Source organism: Streptomyces sp. NPDC031210, assembly GCF_055570395.1.
Genome location: NZ_JBVIHH010000017.1, coordinates 94,087 through 111,042 on the forward strand (window position 1 = coordinate 94,087; position 16,956 = coordinate 111,042).

At 73.1% G+C, this 16,956-nt stretch carries 14 protein-coding genes; 9 read left to right on the top strand and 5 right to left on the bottom strand.

Going from position 1 to position 16,956, the window contains the following annotated elements:
- Positions 1–45: 45 nt before the first annotated feature.
- Genes ACZ45Z_RS27520 through ACZ45Z_RS27530 form a run of 3 tightly spaced genes read left to right on the top strand, consistent with a single transcriptional unit; the run spans position 46 to position 2,710 of the window.
- Complete coding sequence (locus ACZ45Z_RS27520; RefSeq protein WP_468367725.1) at positions 46–1,116, top strand: type III polyketide synthase; 1,071 nt, start codon at positions 46–48, stop codon at positions 1,114–1,116.
- Positions 1,117–1,127: 11 nt separating this feature from the next.
- The gene (locus ACZ45Z_RS27525) at positions 1,128–1,688 is read left to right on the top strand and encodes an isoprenylcysteine carboxyl methyltransferase family protein (protein ID WP_468367727.1); all 561 of its coding nucleotides are present in this window, start codon (positions 1,128–1,130) and stop codon (positions 1,686–1,688) included.
- A complete protein-coding gene (locus tag ACZ45Z_RS27530; RefSeq protein ID WP_468367730.1) occupies positions 1,685–2,710 on the top strand; it encodes an NAD(P)/FAD-dependent oxidoreductase in 1,026 nt (341 codons plus the stop codon). The genes ACZ45Z_RS27525 and ACZ45Z_RS27530 overlap by 4 nt, the downstream gene beginning before the upstream one ends.
- Positions 2,711–2,835: 125 nt before the next feature.
- Here ACZ45Z_RS27530 and ACZ45Z_RS27535 read toward each other — a convergent pair whose 3' ends face one another.
- Positions 2,836–3,369: a winged helix-turn-helix domain-containing protein gene (locus tag ACZ45Z_RS27535; RefSeq protein WP_468367733.1), complete on the bottom strand. Its 534-nt coding sequence runs from the start codon at positions 3,367–3,369 to the stop codon at positions 2,836–2,838.
- An 820-nt stretch (positions 3,370–4,189) separates the two neighbouring features.
- Here ACZ45Z_RS27535 and ACZ45Z_RS27540 point away from each other — a divergent pair.
- From ACZ45Z_RS27540 to ACZ45Z_RS27550, 3 genes are all read left to right on the top strand, one after another.
- The gene (locus ACZ45Z_RS27540) at positions 4,190–5,146 is read left to right on the top strand and encodes a hypothetical protein (RefSeq protein WP_468367736.1); all 957 of its coding nucleotides are present in this window, start codon (positions 4,190–4,192) and stop codon (positions 5,144–5,146) included.
- Positions 5,147–5,293: 147 nt separating this feature from the next.
- Positions 5,294–6,745 (top strand): amino acid permease, encoded by a 1,452-nt coding sequence (locus tag ACZ45Z_RS27545; protein ID WP_468367919.1) that lies wholly within the window; start codon positions 5,294–5,296, stop codon positions 6,743–6,745.
- 185 nt (positions 6,746–6,930) lie between these two features.
- Positions 6,931–7,935, top strand: coding sequence for an alpha/beta hydrolase (locus ACZ45Z_RS27550; protein ID WP_468367739.1), 1,005 nt, complete (start codon positions 6,931–6,933; stop codon positions 7,933–7,935).
- Between the two features lie 39 nt (positions 7,936–7,974).
- Here the strand turns inward: ACZ45Z_RS27550 and ACZ45Z_RS27555 are convergent, their stop codons facing one another.
- From ACZ45Z_RS27555 to ACZ45Z_RS27565, 3 genes are all read right to left on the bottom strand, one after another.
- Positions 7,975–8,481, bottom strand: coding sequence for a DinB family protein (locus ACZ45Z_RS27555; protein WP_468367742.1), 507 nt, complete (start codon positions 8,479–8,481; stop codon positions 7,975–7,977).
- Between the two features lie 243 nt (positions 8,482–8,724).
- Complete coding sequence (locus tag ACZ45Z_RS27560; RefSeq protein WP_468367745.1) at positions 8,725–8,916, bottom strand: hypothetical protein; 192 nt, start codon at positions 8,914–8,916, stop codon at positions 8,725–8,727.
- 124 nt (positions 8,917–9,040) lie between these two features.
- Positions 9,041–11,467, bottom strand: a complete 2,427-nt coding sequence (locus ACZ45Z_RS27565; RefSeq protein WP_468367748.1) for a SpoIIE family protein phosphatase — start codon at positions 11,465–11,467, stop codon at positions 9,041–9,043.
- A 342-nt stretch (positions 11,468–11,809) separates the two neighbouring features.
- Between ACZ45Z_RS27565 and ACZ45Z_RS27570 the strand changes: the two genes are divergently transcribed.
- Complete coding sequence (locus tag ACZ45Z_RS27570) at positions 11,810–12,589, top strand: VOC family protein (RefSeq protein ID WP_468367751.1); 780 nt, start codon at positions 11,810–11,812, stop codon at positions 12,587–12,589.
- A gap of 242 nt (positions 12,590–12,831) precedes the next feature.
- On the opposite strand, the gene ACZ45Z_RS27575 is transcribed toward ACZ45Z_RS27570, so the two are convergent.
- Complete coding sequence (locus tag ACZ45Z_RS27575; RefSeq protein ID WP_468367754.1) at positions 12,832–14,289, bottom strand: S1 family peptidase; 1,458 nt, start codon at positions 14,287–14,289, stop codon at positions 12,832–12,834.
- Positions 14,290–14,630: 341 nt separating this feature from the next.
- Between ACZ45Z_RS27575 and tdh the strand changes: the two genes are divergently transcribed.
- Together tdh and ACZ45Z_RS27585 are read left to right on the top strand one after the other, a co-directional pair.
- Positions 14,631–15,659: an L-threonine 3-dehydrogenase gene (gene tdh, locus ACZ45Z_RS27580; protein ID WP_468367757.1), complete on the top strand. Its 1,029-nt coding sequence runs from the start codon at positions 14,631–14,633 to the stop codon at positions 15,657–15,659.
- A 62-nt stretch (positions 15,660–15,721) separates the two neighbouring features.
- Positions 15,722–16,936: a glycine C-acetyltransferase gene (locus ACZ45Z_RS27585; RefSeq protein ID WP_468367760.1), complete on the top strand. Its 1,215-nt coding sequence runs from the start codon at positions 15,722–15,724 to the stop codon at positions 16,934–16,936.
- The last annotated feature ends 20 nt before the right edge of the window (positions 16,937–16,956 follow it).

A 16,956-nucleotide genomic window follows, 5' to 3' on the forward strand; every position in this document is an offset into this window, starting at 1 on the left:
TCCCTTGGAGGGTCACGCGTCACCGTCTCCCCCCTCGGACCGCAGATGACCCGCATCGCAGCCGTCCATGGAGTGCTCGCTCCGCACCGGCATCCGCAACGAGAGATCACCGACATGGTGGCCCGCACCTGCCTGCCCGGTGGGAGCGACCGGCGGGTCCTGGACCGGCTGCACCACAGCGCGCGGGTGGACACCCGCCACACGGCGCTGCCCCTGGACCGCTACCCGGCCTTCCGTGACTTCGGCGAGGTCAACGACGCGTTCATCGCCGGCGCGGTGAGCCTGGGAGAGCGGTCCGTCGGCGCCGCGCTGGAGGCCGCCGGACTCTCGCCGCGCGATGTCGACCTGCTGATGTTCACCTCCGTGACCGGCATCGCGACCCCGTCCGTCGACGCGCGCCTGGCCACCCGGCTGGGGATGCGCCCGGACGTCAAACGGCTGCCTGTCTTCGGACTGGGCTGCGTGGCGGGCGCCGCCGGGATCGCCCGGCTGCACGACTACCTGCTGGGCCGGCCCGACGACGTGGCCGTCCTGCTGGCCGTCGAACTGTGCACCCTCACCTTCCAGCGGGACGACGCCTCGACGGCCAACCTCATCGCCACCGCCCTGTTCGGCGACGGGGCCGCCGCCCTGGTCGCCTGCGGTGCGCGCCGGACGGCCGAGGGCGGTCCGAAGGCGGCCGGCCCCACGGTGGTCGCGACCCGCAGTCACCTCTATCCGGACACCGAGCGGGTGATGGGCTGGGACGTCACCGCCGCCGGCTTCCGGGTGGTGCTCGACGCCGCGGTGCCCGACGTCGTCCGCAAGAACCTCGCCGGCGACGTCGACGGTTTCCTCGCCGACCACGGCCTGCGCCGCGAGGACATCACCGCCTGGGTGTCCCACCCGGGCGGCCCCAAGGTGCTCGAAGCGGTGGCGGAGGCCCTCGACCTGCCCGACGGCGCGCTGGACGTCACCTGGCGCTCGCTGGCGGCGGTGGGCAACCTCTCCTCGGCCTCCGTGCTGCACGTCCTGCGCGACACCCTGGCCGAACGACGGCCGCCCGCGGGCACTCCGGGACTGCTGCTCGCCATGGGCCCCGGATTCTGCTCCGAACTGGTCCTGCTGCGCTGGTAAGGGGGATATCGATGTTCTGGTACGCGGTGCTGGTGCTGGCCGTCGGTGTGGAGCGCCTCGCCGAACTCCGCGTCGCGCGCCGCAACGCACGCTGGAGCGCGGCCCGCGGCGCCGTCGAAGCGGGACGCCGGCACTATCCGGCCATGGTCGCGCTCCATTCCGGACTGCTGGCCGGGTGCCTGGCCGAAGCCTGGGCCGCCGGACGGCCGTTCGACCCCGTCCTGGGGTGGACGATGACCGCCGTCGTCGGAGCCGCGCAGGCCCTGCGCTGGTGGTGCGTGCGCACCCTGGGCCCCCGCTGGAACACCCGCGTCCTCGTCATCCCCGGCCTCCCCCTGGTCCGCGAGGGCCCCTACCGCCGGCTGAGCCATCCCAACTACGTCGCCGTGGTGGCGGAAGGGCTCGCCCTGCCCCTCGTCCGCGGCGCCTGGCTGACCGCGGTCGTCTTCGGCGTGCTCAACGCCGCGCTGCTCACCGTGCGGATCCGCTGCGAGAACCGGGCACTGGCCGGCCGGGACGCCCCGGACCGCCCCACCGGCTCCCTCACCGGCACCACGGGCGCCGCGCGGTGATCGACCTGCTCGTGGCGGGCGGCGGACCCGCCGGACTGGCCACCGCCATCCACGCGGCACTCGCCGGCCTGGAGGCGGTGGTCGTCGAACCGCGCACCACACCCGTGGACAAGGCGTGCGGCGAGGGCGTCATGCCCGGTGGCGTCCGCGCCCTGCGCGCGCTCGGCGTCGACCTCACCGAGGGCCGGGCGCTGCGCGGTATCCGCTACACCGACGGGCGCCACCGCGCCGAGGCGCCCTTCCGGGGCGGCCGGGGCCTGGGCGTGCGGCGCACCGTGCTGCACGGCGCGCTGGCCTGGCGGGCCGCCGAACTCGGCGTCAAGACCGTGACGGCCAGGGTCGGTGAGGTCCGCCAGAGCGACGACGGGGTGTCCGCGGCGGGGTTGCGGGCCCGCTGGCTGGTCGCCGCGGACGGTCTGCACTCGCCCCTGCGCCGCGCACTCGGCCTGGAGCTGCCCGTCCGCCGCCCCCGGCGCTACGGTCTGCGCCGTCACTACCGGGTGCCGCCGTGGACGGATTTCGTCGAGGTGCACTGGCCGGTTCGGCCCGGGGAGGGGGAGGCGTATGTGACGCCGGTCGGCGAGGAGTTGGTGGGCGTGGCGGTGCTCAGCGCCGTACGGCGTGATTTCGACGCGCATCTGGCCGAATTTCCCCACCTGGCCCCACTGTTGGCCGGGCCCGTGGCCGGCGTTGTACGGGGTGCCGGTCCGCTCCGGCAGCGAGCCCGCCGCCGGAGCGCGGGCCGGGTGCTGCTCGTCGGGGACGCGGCCGGCTATGTCGACGCGCTCACCGGTGAGGGCATCGCGCTGGCGCTGGCCTCGGCGGAAGCGGCGGTCCGCTGTCTGCGGGCCGGGCGGCCGCAGGCGTACGAGGGGGAGTGGCGGCGGCTGTCGCGGCGGCACCGCCTGCTGACGGAGGGTCTGGTGCGGCTCAGTGGCCGCCCGGCCGCCGCCCGCCTGATCGTGCCGGCGGCGGCCAGGATGCCGTCCGTGTTCCGTGCCGGGGTCCACGCCCTGCGATGACGCCCGTGACCCGCCCGTCGGCGGTCGGCGTGCCGTGGGAGGGGGAGCGGCGCAGCAGTGAGGGATACCCGGCGTCGAGCGCGGACGGGTCTCACGGGGGCCGGTGGAGCGCGGCCCGCGGAGGCTTACGGCGTGGGCAGGTACTTGTAGCCGATACCGAAGACGGTCCTGATGGACTCCCGACGGCCCGGCCCCAGACGGCGGCGCAGCCGGGCGATGTGGACGTCGACGGTGCGTGCGCTGGACTCACAGGAGGGCCACACGGCGGCCATGAGCTGCTCGCGGGTGAAGGCGCGCTGGGGGTGCAGCACGAGGTGGGCGAGCAGGTCGAACTCCAGGCGCGGAAGGTTGACTTGGCGCCCGTCGATGGCCACGGTCCTGGCCTCGGTGTCGATCTGCACCGGGTCGCGGCGCGGCGGAGCGGTGGCGGAGGCCGCGGGGTGGGCGGGCTCGTCACGGGGTGGCGCGAGGATGATGTGGACCTCGTCGGAGGGCAGGCGGTGGACCGAGACGGGTTCGAGGTCGTGCAAGGTGAGCTGCCACTTCCCGTCAGGGAGCCGGTCGACCGCCACAGGTGGCCCTTCGCCGGACCCGGCGTCTGCCGGCCGGAAGTCGGCCTCCGGTCGCGAGGCGAGGGTCGTCGAGGATTTCAAGAACATGATCTGGGCCCATTCCTCTTGCAAAGCAGGCGTGTACGGACAGACATGGCGGTGCTCGACGTTCGGTGTACGGATGTCTTACGGGACGAGCGCAACGCGTCCGGTGGTGAGGCGGTCGGCGAACCGGCACGCGGGCTGCGGGTGGGCCCGGCGGGGCCGGTCGCTCCGTTTGTGCCGGAAGAACGCTCGCGTCCACGCCCGTACGTCAGCCATGACGTAGTGCGAAGTCACGGCTCCGGTCCCGACGAACGCTACATGTGATCACGCGCTTCCGGAAAGTAGCTACCGCTAATTACGCGTCCTCTTGAGCCGCTCCACAGCGCGGCCGACGCCCCGATCCCCGCCTGGGCGCAACGAAATCCGCACCGGCCGCCAGGCCGTACGGACCACCCCGCCCGGCTGCCGCCGCCCGCACCGGGTCCCCCGTCCGGCATGGCGGGAAAGCGTCGCCGAACTGGCCGATACCCGTGATTGGTTGCCTTCGGACACCGGTCTCGGGGACTCTCGGGCGTGCACATCTGTGGAGGCGGGGTGAAGAGGGGCATATGTCAAATGAATGTCTGACGGAGCGGAAAAAGGCGTGGTCCACCGCGCCCGGAGGGGCGGTAGAGGGGTGTCCGGGGGCATCTGACTCCGTCTCAAATCCGTCCGCGATGAAATCGTGCGGAACCAGATATTCCCGGCGACTGTTTTCGTCTTGTGATGATGATGAGTAGGGTGTGGCCCGCTGCCGCTCGGATCTGGGGAGGGATCCGGCTGAATTCGGCGTGACGGAATGTGAACGTGGGGATGATGGCGCCTTCAGGACCGGGAGGGGATCATGGCGGCTGGCTCATTCGAGGGGCAGTACGTGTGGAGTCCGGCAGCCAATGACCGGCAGTTGGCGCGCGCGTGTATGGACGTGCGGGCCGGCCGGTACTTCAGCGCCCACGAGGTACTCAAGGAGACCCGCGGGGATTTCGAGGTACGCGCCCACCGGTCGCTCGTGCTGGCCTCCGAGGCGGCCGACTCCGATCTGGCGGAGCGCTGGATTGCCGAAGAGCCCGGCCCCGAGGCGGCATTGCTGTGGGCGCGGGTCGCGATGCTCCGCGCCCTGCGCATGGCGGACGCCGGCGACCGCCGCCAGGGCGCCCTGGTGCGGATAGCGCGGGCGGCCTGCGAGCGCGCCGCGCGGCTCCTGCCCGACGACCCCACACCGTGGGCGGCGCAGTTGGCCCTGGCGCGGCTGGAGCGGCCCCAGGACCCCGCCCCCCAGGGCCTGTTGACCGCGCCCACCGGCCCCTGGTACCTCTTCGCCCACATCCTCCGCCTCGACCCCTGGCACCGCGAGGCCCACCACCGCTTCCTGTCCTTCTTCTTCACCCGCTACGGCGGGTCCTCCAGCGCGAGCTGGGACGTCGCCGCGTTCCTGAGCCAGCGCGCACCGGCCACCTCCCCGCTCCGGCTGCTGCCGCTGGTGGCCCTCGTCGAGGACTACAACCCCTCCGCGCTCCTGGCGGACCACACCTGGGAGCAGCCGCAGTGGGTCACCGCCGCCACCAGCATTCACCGCAACTGGTTTCCCCTGGTGGCCGATTACCGTTTCACGCCGGTCCTGGACCTGGCGTATCTGGCCCACGCGCTGTTCATGGCGAAACGTGAATTCGAGGCACGCGAAGTCTTCACCGCCATGGGGCCCTATGCCTCACGCATGCCCTGGAGTGCGTTCGGGGACCCGGAGGAGCAATTGACCAAAGCCAGACGCTCCTGCGGACTTCCCGTCCCGCACGCCGCCTGACCCGCGGCGTGCGAACTCCCGTCCCGTACCCCGTAACGCTCTTGCAGAAAGGTTTCGGTTGTGTCCGAGCGCACGGCTGTCCCACGCTCGAAAACCCCCCACGACGCAGACCCCGTCACCCTTGACGACGACGCGACCCTGCATGCGATGGGCTATCCGCGGAAACTCACCCGGCGATTCCGCGCATTCGACAATTTCGCCATCTCCTTCACCATCATCAACATCATTTCCGGGATCTTCTCCTCCTTCGGCTTCGGCATGAACGCCGGCGGCCCGCGCGTCCTCGTCTTCGGCTGGATCGGCGTCTCGGTCATGGTGCTGTTCGTCGGCGCCGCGATGGGCGAGATCGCCTCCGCCTACCCGACCAGCGGCGCGCTCTACTTCTCCGCGGGCAAGCTCGCCAAGCGGCACCGCGGCGCCTGGTCCTGGTACACAGGCTGGCTGAACTTCGTCGGCCAGGTCGGCGGCACGGCCGCCACCAACTTCGCCGCCGCCACCTTCATCCAGGCGTTCATCGCCATGCAGTGGCCCTCCTACGAGGCGACGGCGCAGCAGACCGTCGGCATCACCGCCGTCATCCTCCTCCTCCAGGCGCTCGCCAACACCTACACGGTGCGACTGGTGGCCGTGGTGAACCGGATATCCGTGTGGTGGCTGCTGATCGGCATGGTGGTGATCGTCGTGGCACTCACCGTGATACCGACGAGCCATCAGTCGCCTTCGTTCCTCACCCACTTCGCCAACAACACCGGCTTCACCAATGGCATTTACGGCGGAATGCTGGGACTGCTCGTCACGAGTTGGACGTTCACCGGCTTCGACGGCAGTTTCCACATGTCCGAAGAGACGGTGAAGGCCACCGTCAACGCGCCCAAGGGCATCATGCGGGCGATCGCCTACTCCGCGATCACCGGACTGCTCCTCATGCTCGCGCTGATCTACGCGATCCGCGACTACGGCCACGCCGCGAGCGCCTCGGCGCCGCCGGTGCAGATTCTCATCGACGCGCTCGGCGTAAGCACCGCCAAGCTGCTCCTGTTGATCGTTATCGGCGCCATGCTCTTCTGCGGTCTCGCCAACATGACCAGCAATACGCGCCAGATCTTCGCCTTCTCCCGCGACGGCGCGATGCCGGGCTCGCGGTGGTGGCATTCGGTGTCCGCCCGCACCCGCACCCCCGTCAAGGCGGTATGGCTCGCCGCGGCCTGCCCGCTGGTGCTGGTCCTGCCGGGCTGGTGGTCCCACACCGCCTTCACCGCCGTCGTCAGCGTCAATGTCGTCGGACTGTTCCTCGCCTACGGCGTGCCGATCTTCCTCCGGCTGCGGCTGGACGACTTCCAGGTCGGACCGTGGAACCTGGGCCGCTACGGAAAGCCCGTCGCGGCGGTCGCCGTGACCTGGATCCTCGTCAGCAACGTCCTCTTCATGCTGCCGCAGGCGTCCCCGATCACCCCCACGACGTTCAACTACGCGCCCATCGCCCTCGCGGTGGTGCTGATCATCGCCACGGTCTGGTGGTTCGCCACCGCCCGCCACCGCTTCCAGGGACCGGTCAGCTACGGCCGCCCGGACGAGGTGGCGGCCATGGACCTGATCTGACCGCGGACCGGCCACCGGCGGCGGCCCCGGCGCAGGACCCGCCGCCGGGGCCGCCGCTCCCGCCGTAGCGCGCCGCCCGCCGACCCACCGGCGCACTCACCCTCACCCCGGCCCCGGCGATGGGCTTGGATGGCAGGTGGAAAGCCCGAGGTGACAGGGCAGCCGCGAACGCAGGGAGACGCCCGATGGCCGACACCGACACCCCCCGTGCGGCGTCCGCACGGGTGGGACCGCCGCCGCCGTTCGACCCCGAACTGGCGGCGGCCCTGGAGGAGTTCGGTGAACTGCCGCCGCCCCCGCTGCTGCCCGGGATGATCTCCGGGATGCGCGAGGCCGCGGCGCTCCACCGGCCCGGCGACGACGCGCTGCGCCGCGGCGGCGCCTTCGACGTCGAGGACCGTACCGTCCCCGGGCCGCCCGGCGCGCCGGACCTCTCGCTGCTCGTCTGCCGGCCGACCGGAACCCACCCGCCGCTGCCCGTCCTCTACGTCCTCCACGGCGGCGGCATGGTCCTGGGCGACAACCGCTCCGGCATCGAGGACTTCCTCGACCTGGCGCGGGACCTGCCGGCCGTCGTGGTGTCCGCCGACTACCGCCTCGCCCCCGAACATCCGCACCCCGCGCCCGTGGAGGACTGCTACGCCGGGCTGGTCTGGACTGCTGCCCACGCCGCCGGACTCGGTGCCGACCCCGCCCGGATCGTGGCCGCCGGGATCAGCGCCGGAGGCGGCCTGGCCGCCGCCGTCGCGCTGCTGGCCCGCGACCGCGGCGGCCCGGCCCTGGCCGGCCAACTCCTGCTGTGCCCCATGCTCGACGACCGCAACGACACCCCCTCCAGCCACCAGATGGCCGGCCGGGCCCCCTGGGACCGCACGGCCAACCACACGGGCTGGACCGCCCTGCTGGGCGAGCGGCGCGGCGGCCCGGACGTGTCGCCGTACGCCGCCCCGGCCCGCGCCCGGGACCTGTCCGGACTGCCACCCGCGTATGTCTCCGTCGGCTCCGTCGAGACCTTCCGCGACGAGGACGTCGACTACGCCACCCGCCTGTGGCAGGCCGGCGGCCGGGCGGAACTGCACGTCTGGCCGGGCGGCTTCCACGGCTTCGAATCCCTGGCCCCGCACGCCGCCCTCTCCCGCGACGCCCGCGCCGCCCCGCTGCGCTGGCTGCGCCGCCTGCTGCGCGACTGACCCGCTCCCCGGGCCGTCCGGCTCCCGGCGCCGTCCCGCTCAGGCGCCGACGGTGCCGTCGATGCCCTCGCGCAGGAAGTCGGCGTGGCCGTTGTGACGGGCGTACTCGTGGATGAGGTGCAGCATCACCAGGCGGAGCGAGACGTCCTCGCCCCACCTGGGCTGGTAGGCGGTCACGTCGAGCGATTCGGCCGCCCGCTCGATCCGGCGGGAGTGCTCGACCTCGGCCTGCCAGGCGGCGAACGCCTCCGCCCCGGTGGCGCCCGTCGGGTCGTACGCCGCCTGGAAGTCGCCCTTGTCCGACCACACCAGCGGCAGGTCCTCGCCGTTGATGACGCGGCGGAACCAGGTGCGTTCCACCTCCGCCATGTGCCGCACCAGTCCCAGCAGGGAGAGCGTGGACGGCGGCATGGACCGGCGCCGCAGGTCCTCGTCGTCCAGGCCCTCGGTCTTCATCGCGAGCGTGGCGCGGTGGAAGTCGAGATAGGCGCGCAGCGTCTCCCGTTCTCCGGCGGCCGAGGGCGGGGCGATGCGTTCGGTGGTCACTGCGGGGTCCCTTTCCCGGGCGGCCCCTCGGACCCGCGCAGGGGTAACCGCTGCGGCGGACGGGGCCGGTGGGAGGCCAGGGTACGCAGGGCTGCTCCGCCGTGTGGGTGAATTCGCGTGCGGGCGCGGGCAGACGTGCGGGCGCCCGGCCGGCTCACGGCCGTGGCAGCGGCATGGCAGTGGCGCCGGTCCCGGGGACGTCCCGTGGTGCGGACGTCCCGGGGCCGGCGCCCCTGGGGGACGTCAGGGCAGATACCGCTCGATGGCGGCGGGCCCCTCCTCATCGATCAGACGCTTGGCCCAGGCGAGGGTCGCGGGGGTGGGCTCGCGCCCGGATGCCCTCACCAGGTCCTCCGGGTCGAAGGGACGCTCGCTACCGGTGTAAAGCTGCGTCGGCCGTCGTTCGGCCGAACTCTCCCTGCCGTTGGTCGTCACAGGTCCTCCTCTGTCCGGGCGCCCCCGAGCCGCAGCGACGGGAGCTTGGTTCCATCATGAGGCTGCCTCCGAACACCCGCACGGCATGCGCCGCGGCGGCCGGGCCGCGCGGGCGGGACGCCGGTCAGCCGACCGGCCGCGGCGCCCCCGGATAATCCGGCGGAAACGCCTGCTCCGTCCAGATCGTCTTGCCGCGCGGCGTGTAGCGCGTGCCCCAGCGCTGGACGAGCTGGGCGACGATGAACAGCCCGCGCCCGCCCTCGTCGTCGCTCGCGCTGTGCCGCAGGTGGGGCGAGGTGTGGCCGGTGTCCGACACCTCCGTGAGCAGCGTCCGGTCGCGCAGCAGACGCAGGTGCAGCGGCCCCGACGCGTGCCGCACCGCGTTCGTGACCAGCTCGCTGACCAGGAGCTCGGTCGCGTACGACAGCTCTTCCAGGCCCCACGCCGACAACTGCCCGATGGCCAGCTCCCGGGCCCTGGCCGCCGTCGCCGGCTCGGCGGGCAGCTCCCAGCCCGCGACCTGTCCGCTCTCCAGCTCCCGGGTACGCACCAGCAGCAGCGCCGTGTCATCGGTGGCCGTCCCGCCGGGCAGCAGCTCGCCCAGGACGCGGTCGCACAGCTCCTCCAGCGGCTTGCGGTGGTCGGTGAGTACCCGGGCCAGGGTCGCCAGCCCCACGTCGATGTCCTGCTCCCGCTTCTCGACGAGCCCGTCGGTGAACAGGGCCAGCAGGCTGCCCGTCGGCAGTTCGATCTCCATCGACTCGAACGGCAGGCCGCCCAGCCCCAGCGGCGGCCCCGCCGGCAGGTCGGGGAAGTGCACCTCGCCGTCCGGAAGGACGATCGCCGGTGGCAGATGCCCGGCCCGGGCCATGGTGCACAGCCGCGAGACGGGGTCGTACACGGCGTACAGACAGGTCACGCCGGTGGCCACGTCCTCGGCGGAGCCCTCGTCCGGGGCCGGGCCCGCCGAGCGGTCCTCGGGCCGCTCCACCAGGTCGTCCAGCCGGCTCAGCAGCTCGTCGGGGGCCAGGTCCAACCTGGCCAGGGCCCGCACGGTCGTCCGCAGCCGCCCCATCGTCGCCGCGGCCTGGAGGCCGTGGCCCACCACGTCCCCGACGACCAGCCCGACCCGGGTGCCGGACAGCGCGATGACGTCGTACCAGTCACCGCCGACCCCGGCCCGGTCGTCGGAGGGCAGATAGCGGTAGGCCAGCTCGACCGCCGACTGGCCGGGGACCTGCTGCGGCAGCAGATTGCGCTGGAGGGTGAGGGCGGCGGTCCGCTCCCGCGTGAAGCGGCGGGCGTTGTCGAGGGACACCGCCGTACGGGTGACCAGCTCGTCGGCGAGGACGACCTCACCGCTGTCGAAGACGGACGGATGCGCGCCCCGGGTGAAGGTGACCAGCCCCAGCGGGTTGCCGCCCACCCGCAACGGCACGACCATGCTGCGGTCCTGGCGCACCATGCCGCCCGAGGACAGGCTGCGGTACTGCGGCGAGCCCGGCGGATACGCCACGCGGTAGGCGGCGTGCGGGGTCTCCCGCGCGGCCTCGCCGTCCGGGCCGGCGGAGCGGGAGGCGACCCGCATCAAAGGGGGCACCGACCCGTCGCCCGGGGCGGGCTCCGCGCCCTCCAGTACCTCCGCCGCCAGATCGACGGTGACCGTGGCGGCGAACTCCGGGACGGCCACCGCGGTGATCTCCCGGGCCGTGACGGTCATGTCCAGCGTGGTGCCGATCCGGCGCCCGGCCTCCACCAGGAGGTTGAGCCGGCGCTGCGCCTGGTAGCGGTCCGTGATGTCGAACGAGTCCTCACACACCCCCAGCACCCGGCCGAGCGGGTCCTCCAGCCGGTAATAGGCGCACGACCAGACGTGCTCGGTCCCCGGATCGGCGGGCGGCTCGCCGACGAAGTGGAGATCGAGGATCGACTCACCCGTGCTCAGCACATACCGCATCACCGCGTCGAGATCGCGGGGATAGCCCTCGGTGACGAACTCGCCGTTGGGGTACACCTCGTCGGCGTGCCGGCCCAGGAATTCCTGGAGCGGCAGCCCCACCTCCCGGCCGTACGCGGCGTTGAACCAGGTCAGGCGCAGATCCGCGTCGTAGGTGGCCAGACCGACGGGGGAGCGGGTGGCCAGCCCGTGCAGCATGGCCTGCTGGGACTCCCACACCCGCATGCCGTCCAGTTCGGTCACCACCAGGATCCGCGCGGGCGCCGCCGTGGCGTCCGCGCCGGTCATCGGGCACGTCGTGGTCGCCACGCGCAGCAGGCGGCCGTCCCGGTGCCGCGCCGTACGGCCCTCGCTGCCGTTCAGCAGGGCGGTGGGCGGCCGCTCGGCGGCGAGCGGGGCGGGGTCCGCGTCGTCGGGCAGGACCGTCTCCACGGGCCGTCCGATGATCTCGCGCGGCGCGTACCCGAGGAGCCGCTCGGCCGCCGCGCTCCACCCGATCACCAGGCCGCGGGCATCGACCACCGCGGTGGCCGCCCTGGCGACGTCGAGGGGACCACGGAAGTCGGCGTTCTGCGCCGCGTTCCACGCTTTCATGGCATCAACCCAGCCCGGTTCGGTATCTCCAGCATCGAGTGTGCCCAGGACCGGCACAACCCGCGCCGGCCGGAACCGCCGGCCGCCACGGGCCGGCGCGGCGCCCAACTCCCGTGGTGGCGGCCGCGCGCCCGCCGGCCGCCTTACGGGGGCGCGTCGCTCCCCCGGGCGGGTCACGGGTCCGCCACCCGCCCCGGCGTCGCTCTCCGTCACCGGGCGCCCGTGCCGTGCCGCGGTCCGTCCGCCGTCCGTCCGCCCTCCTCCCGCCGTCCGCCCTCCGTGCGGCTTCCACGCGGCGCTGGCACAGTGGGAAGGAGCGCCGAGCACAGGAGGCAGATGTCGATGTCGGCCGAACGCCCCACCGTTCCCTCCCGCGGCGCTCCGTGCTGGGTCAGCCTGATGGCCCGGGATCTGAAGGCCGCGCAGGGGTTCTACGGAGCGGTGCTCGGCTGGACCTTCCGGCCCGCGAGTCTGGGGGCCGAATTCTGTGTGGCGCTGGCCGACGACCAGCCGGTCGCCGGTATCGGCGCGCTCGCGCCCAGCTTCCAGGTACCGGTGGCCTGGACCTCGTACTTCGCCGTCGAGGACGCCGACGCCACGGCGGCCCGCATCCGCGAACGCGGCGCGACGGTCGCCGTCGGCCCCCTCAAGGTCGGCCCCGGCCGCGCCGCGCTCGCCGCCGACCGCGACGGTGCGACGTTCGGCATCTGGGAGGGCCGCACCCGCGCCTGGTCGGTCGGACACGGCCGCGCGCCGGTCTATCTGGAACTGCGCACCCGCGACGCCTTCGCCGCCGCCATCTTCTACGCCGAGGTCTTCGGCTGGGCCTCCGGCGAGCCGGGCGGCTGCGACGTGACCTACGAACACGACCAGGTCATCGTCCGGGACGGCGGCCACATGGTGGCCGCGCTGCGCGGCGGCGGCGTCGAGGCCGACCCCGATCCGCGCGTCCGCCCACGCTGGCACGTCCACTTCCCCGTGAGCGACGTCCAAGCGGTGATGGCGGCCGCCGAGGCCGCCGGCGGCACCGCCACCTCCGTCACCGCCTCCTGGGGCGGGACGGGACGCCAGGCCGTCATCCGCGACCCCGACGGCGGCCTCTTCACCGTCTCCGGCCCCTGACGGCCGGAGAGCCCGAACAGCCGCCGACGCCGGAACTCCCGCTCCCGCAGCCCGCGCAGCAGTATGTGGTCCCTCCAGGCGGCCTCCGGTGCCGGGGCCGCCGCCGGCGAGTGGTGAGTCGTAGCAGATGATCAGGGCGGGTGTCAGGCCCTCGCCGCGGCGAGTCCGGGAAGCCTTTCGCGCCACCGGCCGCGGGGGTCGGTCCGGTGGCGCGAAAGGCTGGAACGGGGGGTGGTTCCCGGTCAGTTCATCGCGTCCGGAGCGCCGTCGCCGTCGCCGACGGCGCCCGGGTCTTCGGCACCGGCGCCGGGGTCTTCGGTGCCCGTGCCCGGGTCCTCCGTGCCCGGTTCCTGGGTGCCCACGCCCGCGTCCGCACCGCCCGCGTCCGCACCGCCCGCGTCCGCACCGCCCGCGTCCGCGCCGCCCGCGTCCGCACCGCCGTCGCCGCCGCCCGCGCCGATCTGCGCGCCCGTGGCCTCCAGGGCGTCGGTGACCGGCTGGAAGAAGGTCTCGCCGCCCTGGGTGCAGTCGCCGCTGCCGCCCGACGTCAGCCCGACGGCCGCGTCCCCGGCGAACATCGCGCCGCCGCTGTCGCCGGGCTCCGCGCAGACGTCGGTCTGTATCAGCCCGTTGACGATGTCGCCGTTGCCGTAGTTGACGGTGGCGTCGAGGCCCGTGACGGTGCCGTCGGTGACGCCCGTGGTGCTGCCCGAGCGCTGGACCTTCATGCCCACCGCGGCCTCCGCCGCCTTGGTGATGTCCTGGGTGGAGCCGTCCTGGAGCAGGACCGCGCTCTGCGGTTGCGCGCCCGGGTCGTCGTAGGTGACCAGCGCGAAGTCGGTCTTGGGGAACTGCGAGTCGGTGACCGTGCCCAGCGGCTGGGTGCCCGCCTGGTCGGCCGACCAGCTCTTGGCCTCATTGCCGCAGTGACCGGCGGTCAGGAACGCGGGCGCGCCCTGCACCGTGACGTTGAAGCCCAGCGAACACCGGGCGCTGCCGCCGAAGATGGCGCTGCCGCCCACCGGCGCCGCGGCCGCACCACCACCGGCGTCACCGCCGCCCTGTCCGCCGTCCCCCGCGGACCCGCCGACCTGTCCGGCACCGCCGGCCCCACCGGCGTTGCCCGCACCGCCCGCACCGCCTGCCCCGTTGGCCCCTCCGGCCCCCTCTCCGCCGTCGTACCGCTTGAACTCCCCGCGGGACCGCTTGACGGTCACCAGATCGCCCATCCCGGCGGTCGCCTTCGAGAGCGTGGCCATCTTCTGCCCGGTCACCGTCCGGTCGGCGAGGACGACGACCTTGTTCGTGCGCGGGTCGATCGACCACGCGGTGCCGGGCACCGAGGCCGTGTCGCTCAGCGTCCGGGTGCCGGCCTTGAGGGCGGCCAAGCTGTGGCGTACGACCCTGGCGACCGCGCCCTTGGCCGTGACGCTTCCGGCGTCCTCCTCCGCCAGCACGTTCATCACCAAGTGGCCCGTCTTGCCATCCAGATACCAGCCGGCCGCCTGGTCCCCGAGGTCGGCCTTCAAGGACTCCGCGAGCTGCGCGGCCGATCCGGCGGTCCGGGCGGTGAAGGTCTGCGGAGCCCGCTGGTCCGTACTGGCGTTGGCGTCGGGAAGCAGGATCGCCGCTGCCGCGATGGCGGCCGCGGCCGCGCCTGCGATGGCGCCGGTCCGCTTGTTGACATGTCGGTGGCTCACTTCACTGACCTCCAGCTTTGACACACGAGAAGCGCACGGTTCCGCGAGGGGCGTTGGCCTCAAGGACCCGTGCACGCTTGCCACCCAGTCCTACGGAGGCGGACCCACCCCGGTCTCACGCCCACTCAAGGTGTGATGAATTCCGGCGGGCGCCGCCGCGGTCCCTTACACTCCCGGCGCGCCCGGCCCCGGTGGGGCGTAAAGGGGAGCTGTGACCGCGCTTAAGAAAACCTCGATGGACCCCGAGGCCGCGGTAGGGAAGATTTCCTGGCTGGGGCCGGGCGGCCGCATACGCGGCCCCGGGCAGGTCACAGCACTCTTTACGTACGGGAGCCGTTGCGTTGAAGGCACTGGTCAAGCAGAAGGCGGAGCCGGGACTGTGGCTCACGGACGTCCCGGAGCCGGAGACCGGCCACGGCGATGTGCTCATCAAGGTGCTCCGCACCGGTATCTGCGGCACCGATCTGCACATCCGGGCCTGGGACGGCTGGGCGCGGCAGACGATCCGTACGCCGCTGACCCTCGGGCACGAGTTCGTCGGAGAGGTCGTCGCGACCGGCCGCGAGGTCACCGACATCAAGATCGGTGACCGGGTGAGCGGCGAGGGCCACCTGGTCTGCGGCACCTGCCGCAACTGCCGGGCCGGGCGCCGCCATCTGTGCCGGGCCACCGTCGGACTGGGCGTCGGCCGGGCCGGGGCGTTCGCGGAGTACGTCGCGCTGCCCGCCGCCAACGTGTGGGTGCACCGGGTGCCCGTCGACCTCGACGTCGCGGCGATCTTCGACCCGTTCGGCAACGCCGTGCACACCGCCCTGTCCTTCCCGCTCGTCGGCGAGGACGTGCTGATCACCGGCGCCGGGCCGATCGGACTGATGGCCGCGGCCGTCGCCCGGCACGCCGGCGCCCGCAACGTCGTCATCACCGACGTCAGCGAGGAGCGCCTGGAACTGGCCCGCAAGATCGGCGTCAGCCTCGCCCTCGACGTCGGCGAGCGGTCCATCGCCGACGGCCAGCGGGAGCTGGGCCTGCGCGAGGGCTTCGACATCGGCCTGGAGATGTCCGGACGGCCCGAGGCGGTGCGCGACATGCTCGCCAACATGACCCACGGCGGCAAGATCGCCATGCTCGGCCTGCCGTCCGAGGAGTTCGCCGTCGACTGGGCGCGGATCGTCACCTCCATGATCACGATCAAGGGCATCTACGGCCGCGAGATGTTCGAGACCTGGTACGCGATGTCCGTCCTCCTCGAAGGCGGCCTCGACCTCGCCCCCGTGATCACCGGCCGCTACAGCCACCGCGACTTCGAAGCCGCCTTCGACGACGCCGCCGGCGGCCGCGGCGGCAAGGTCATCCTCGACTGGACCACCTGACCGGCCCCGGGCCCTCGACCGGCTCCGCCCCGCCCGACCAGCCCTTTCCCTGGAGAATCCTGATGTTCGACTCCGTACGCGACGATCTGCGCGGCACCCTCGACGAGATCCGCGCCGCCGGCCTGCACAAGCCCGAGCGCGTCATCGGCACCCCCCAGTCCGCCACGGTCGCCGTCACCGCCGGCGGCCGCCCCGGCGAGGTCCTCAACTTCTGCGCCAACAACTACCTCGGCCTCGCCGACCACCCCGAGGTCGTCTCGGCCGCCCACGAGGCGCTCGACCGCTGGGGCTACGGCCTGGCCTCGGTCCGCTTCATCTGCGGCACCCAGGAGGTCCACAAGGAACTGGAGCGGCGGATCTCCGGCTTCCTCGGCCAGGAGGACACGATCTTGTACTCCTCCTGCTTCGACGCCAACGGCGGCGTCTTCGAGACGCTGCTCGGCCCGGACGACGCGGTCATCTCCGACGCCCTCAACCACGCCTCCATCATCGACGGCATCCGCCTGTCCAAGGCCCGCCGCCTGCGGTACGCCAACCGCGACATGGCGGACCTGGAACGGCTGTTGAAGGAGGCGTCGGGCGCGGGCCGCAAGCTGATCGTCACCGACGGCGTGTTCTCCATGGACGGCTATGTGGCGCCGCTGCGCGAGATCTGCGACCTCGCCGACCGCCACGGCGCGATGGTGATGGTCGACGACTCGCACGCGGTCGGCTTCGTCGGCCCCGGCGGCCGCGGCACGCCCGAACTGCACGGCGTGATGGACCGCGTCGACATCATCACCGGCACCCTCGGCAAGGCACTGGGCGGCGCCTCCGGCGGCTACGTCGCGGCCCGCGCCGAGATCGTCGCGCTGCTGCGCCAGCGCTCGCGCCCGTACCTGTTCTCCAACTCCCTCGCCCCGGTGATCGCGGCCGCCTCCCTGAAGGTGCTCGACCTGCTGGAGACCGCCACCGACCTGCGGACGCGGCTGCACGCCAACACCGCGCTGTTCCGCTCCCGGATGACCGAAGCGGGCTTCGACGTCCTGCCCGGCGACCACGCCATCGCCCCGGTGATGATCGGCGACGCCGCGCGTGCGGCCCGGATGGCCGAGCTGCTGCTGGAGCGCGGCGTGTACGTCATCGGCTTCTCCTACCCGGTCGTCCCGCAGGGCCAGGCCCGCATCCGCGTCCAGCTCTCGGCCGCGCACTCCACCGACGACGTCAACCGCGCGGTGGACGCCTTCGTCGCCGCCCGGTCCGCCCTGGAGGCCGAGGAGTCCGCCCTGGAAAGCTGAGGCGCGCCGGCGCCTGGGAG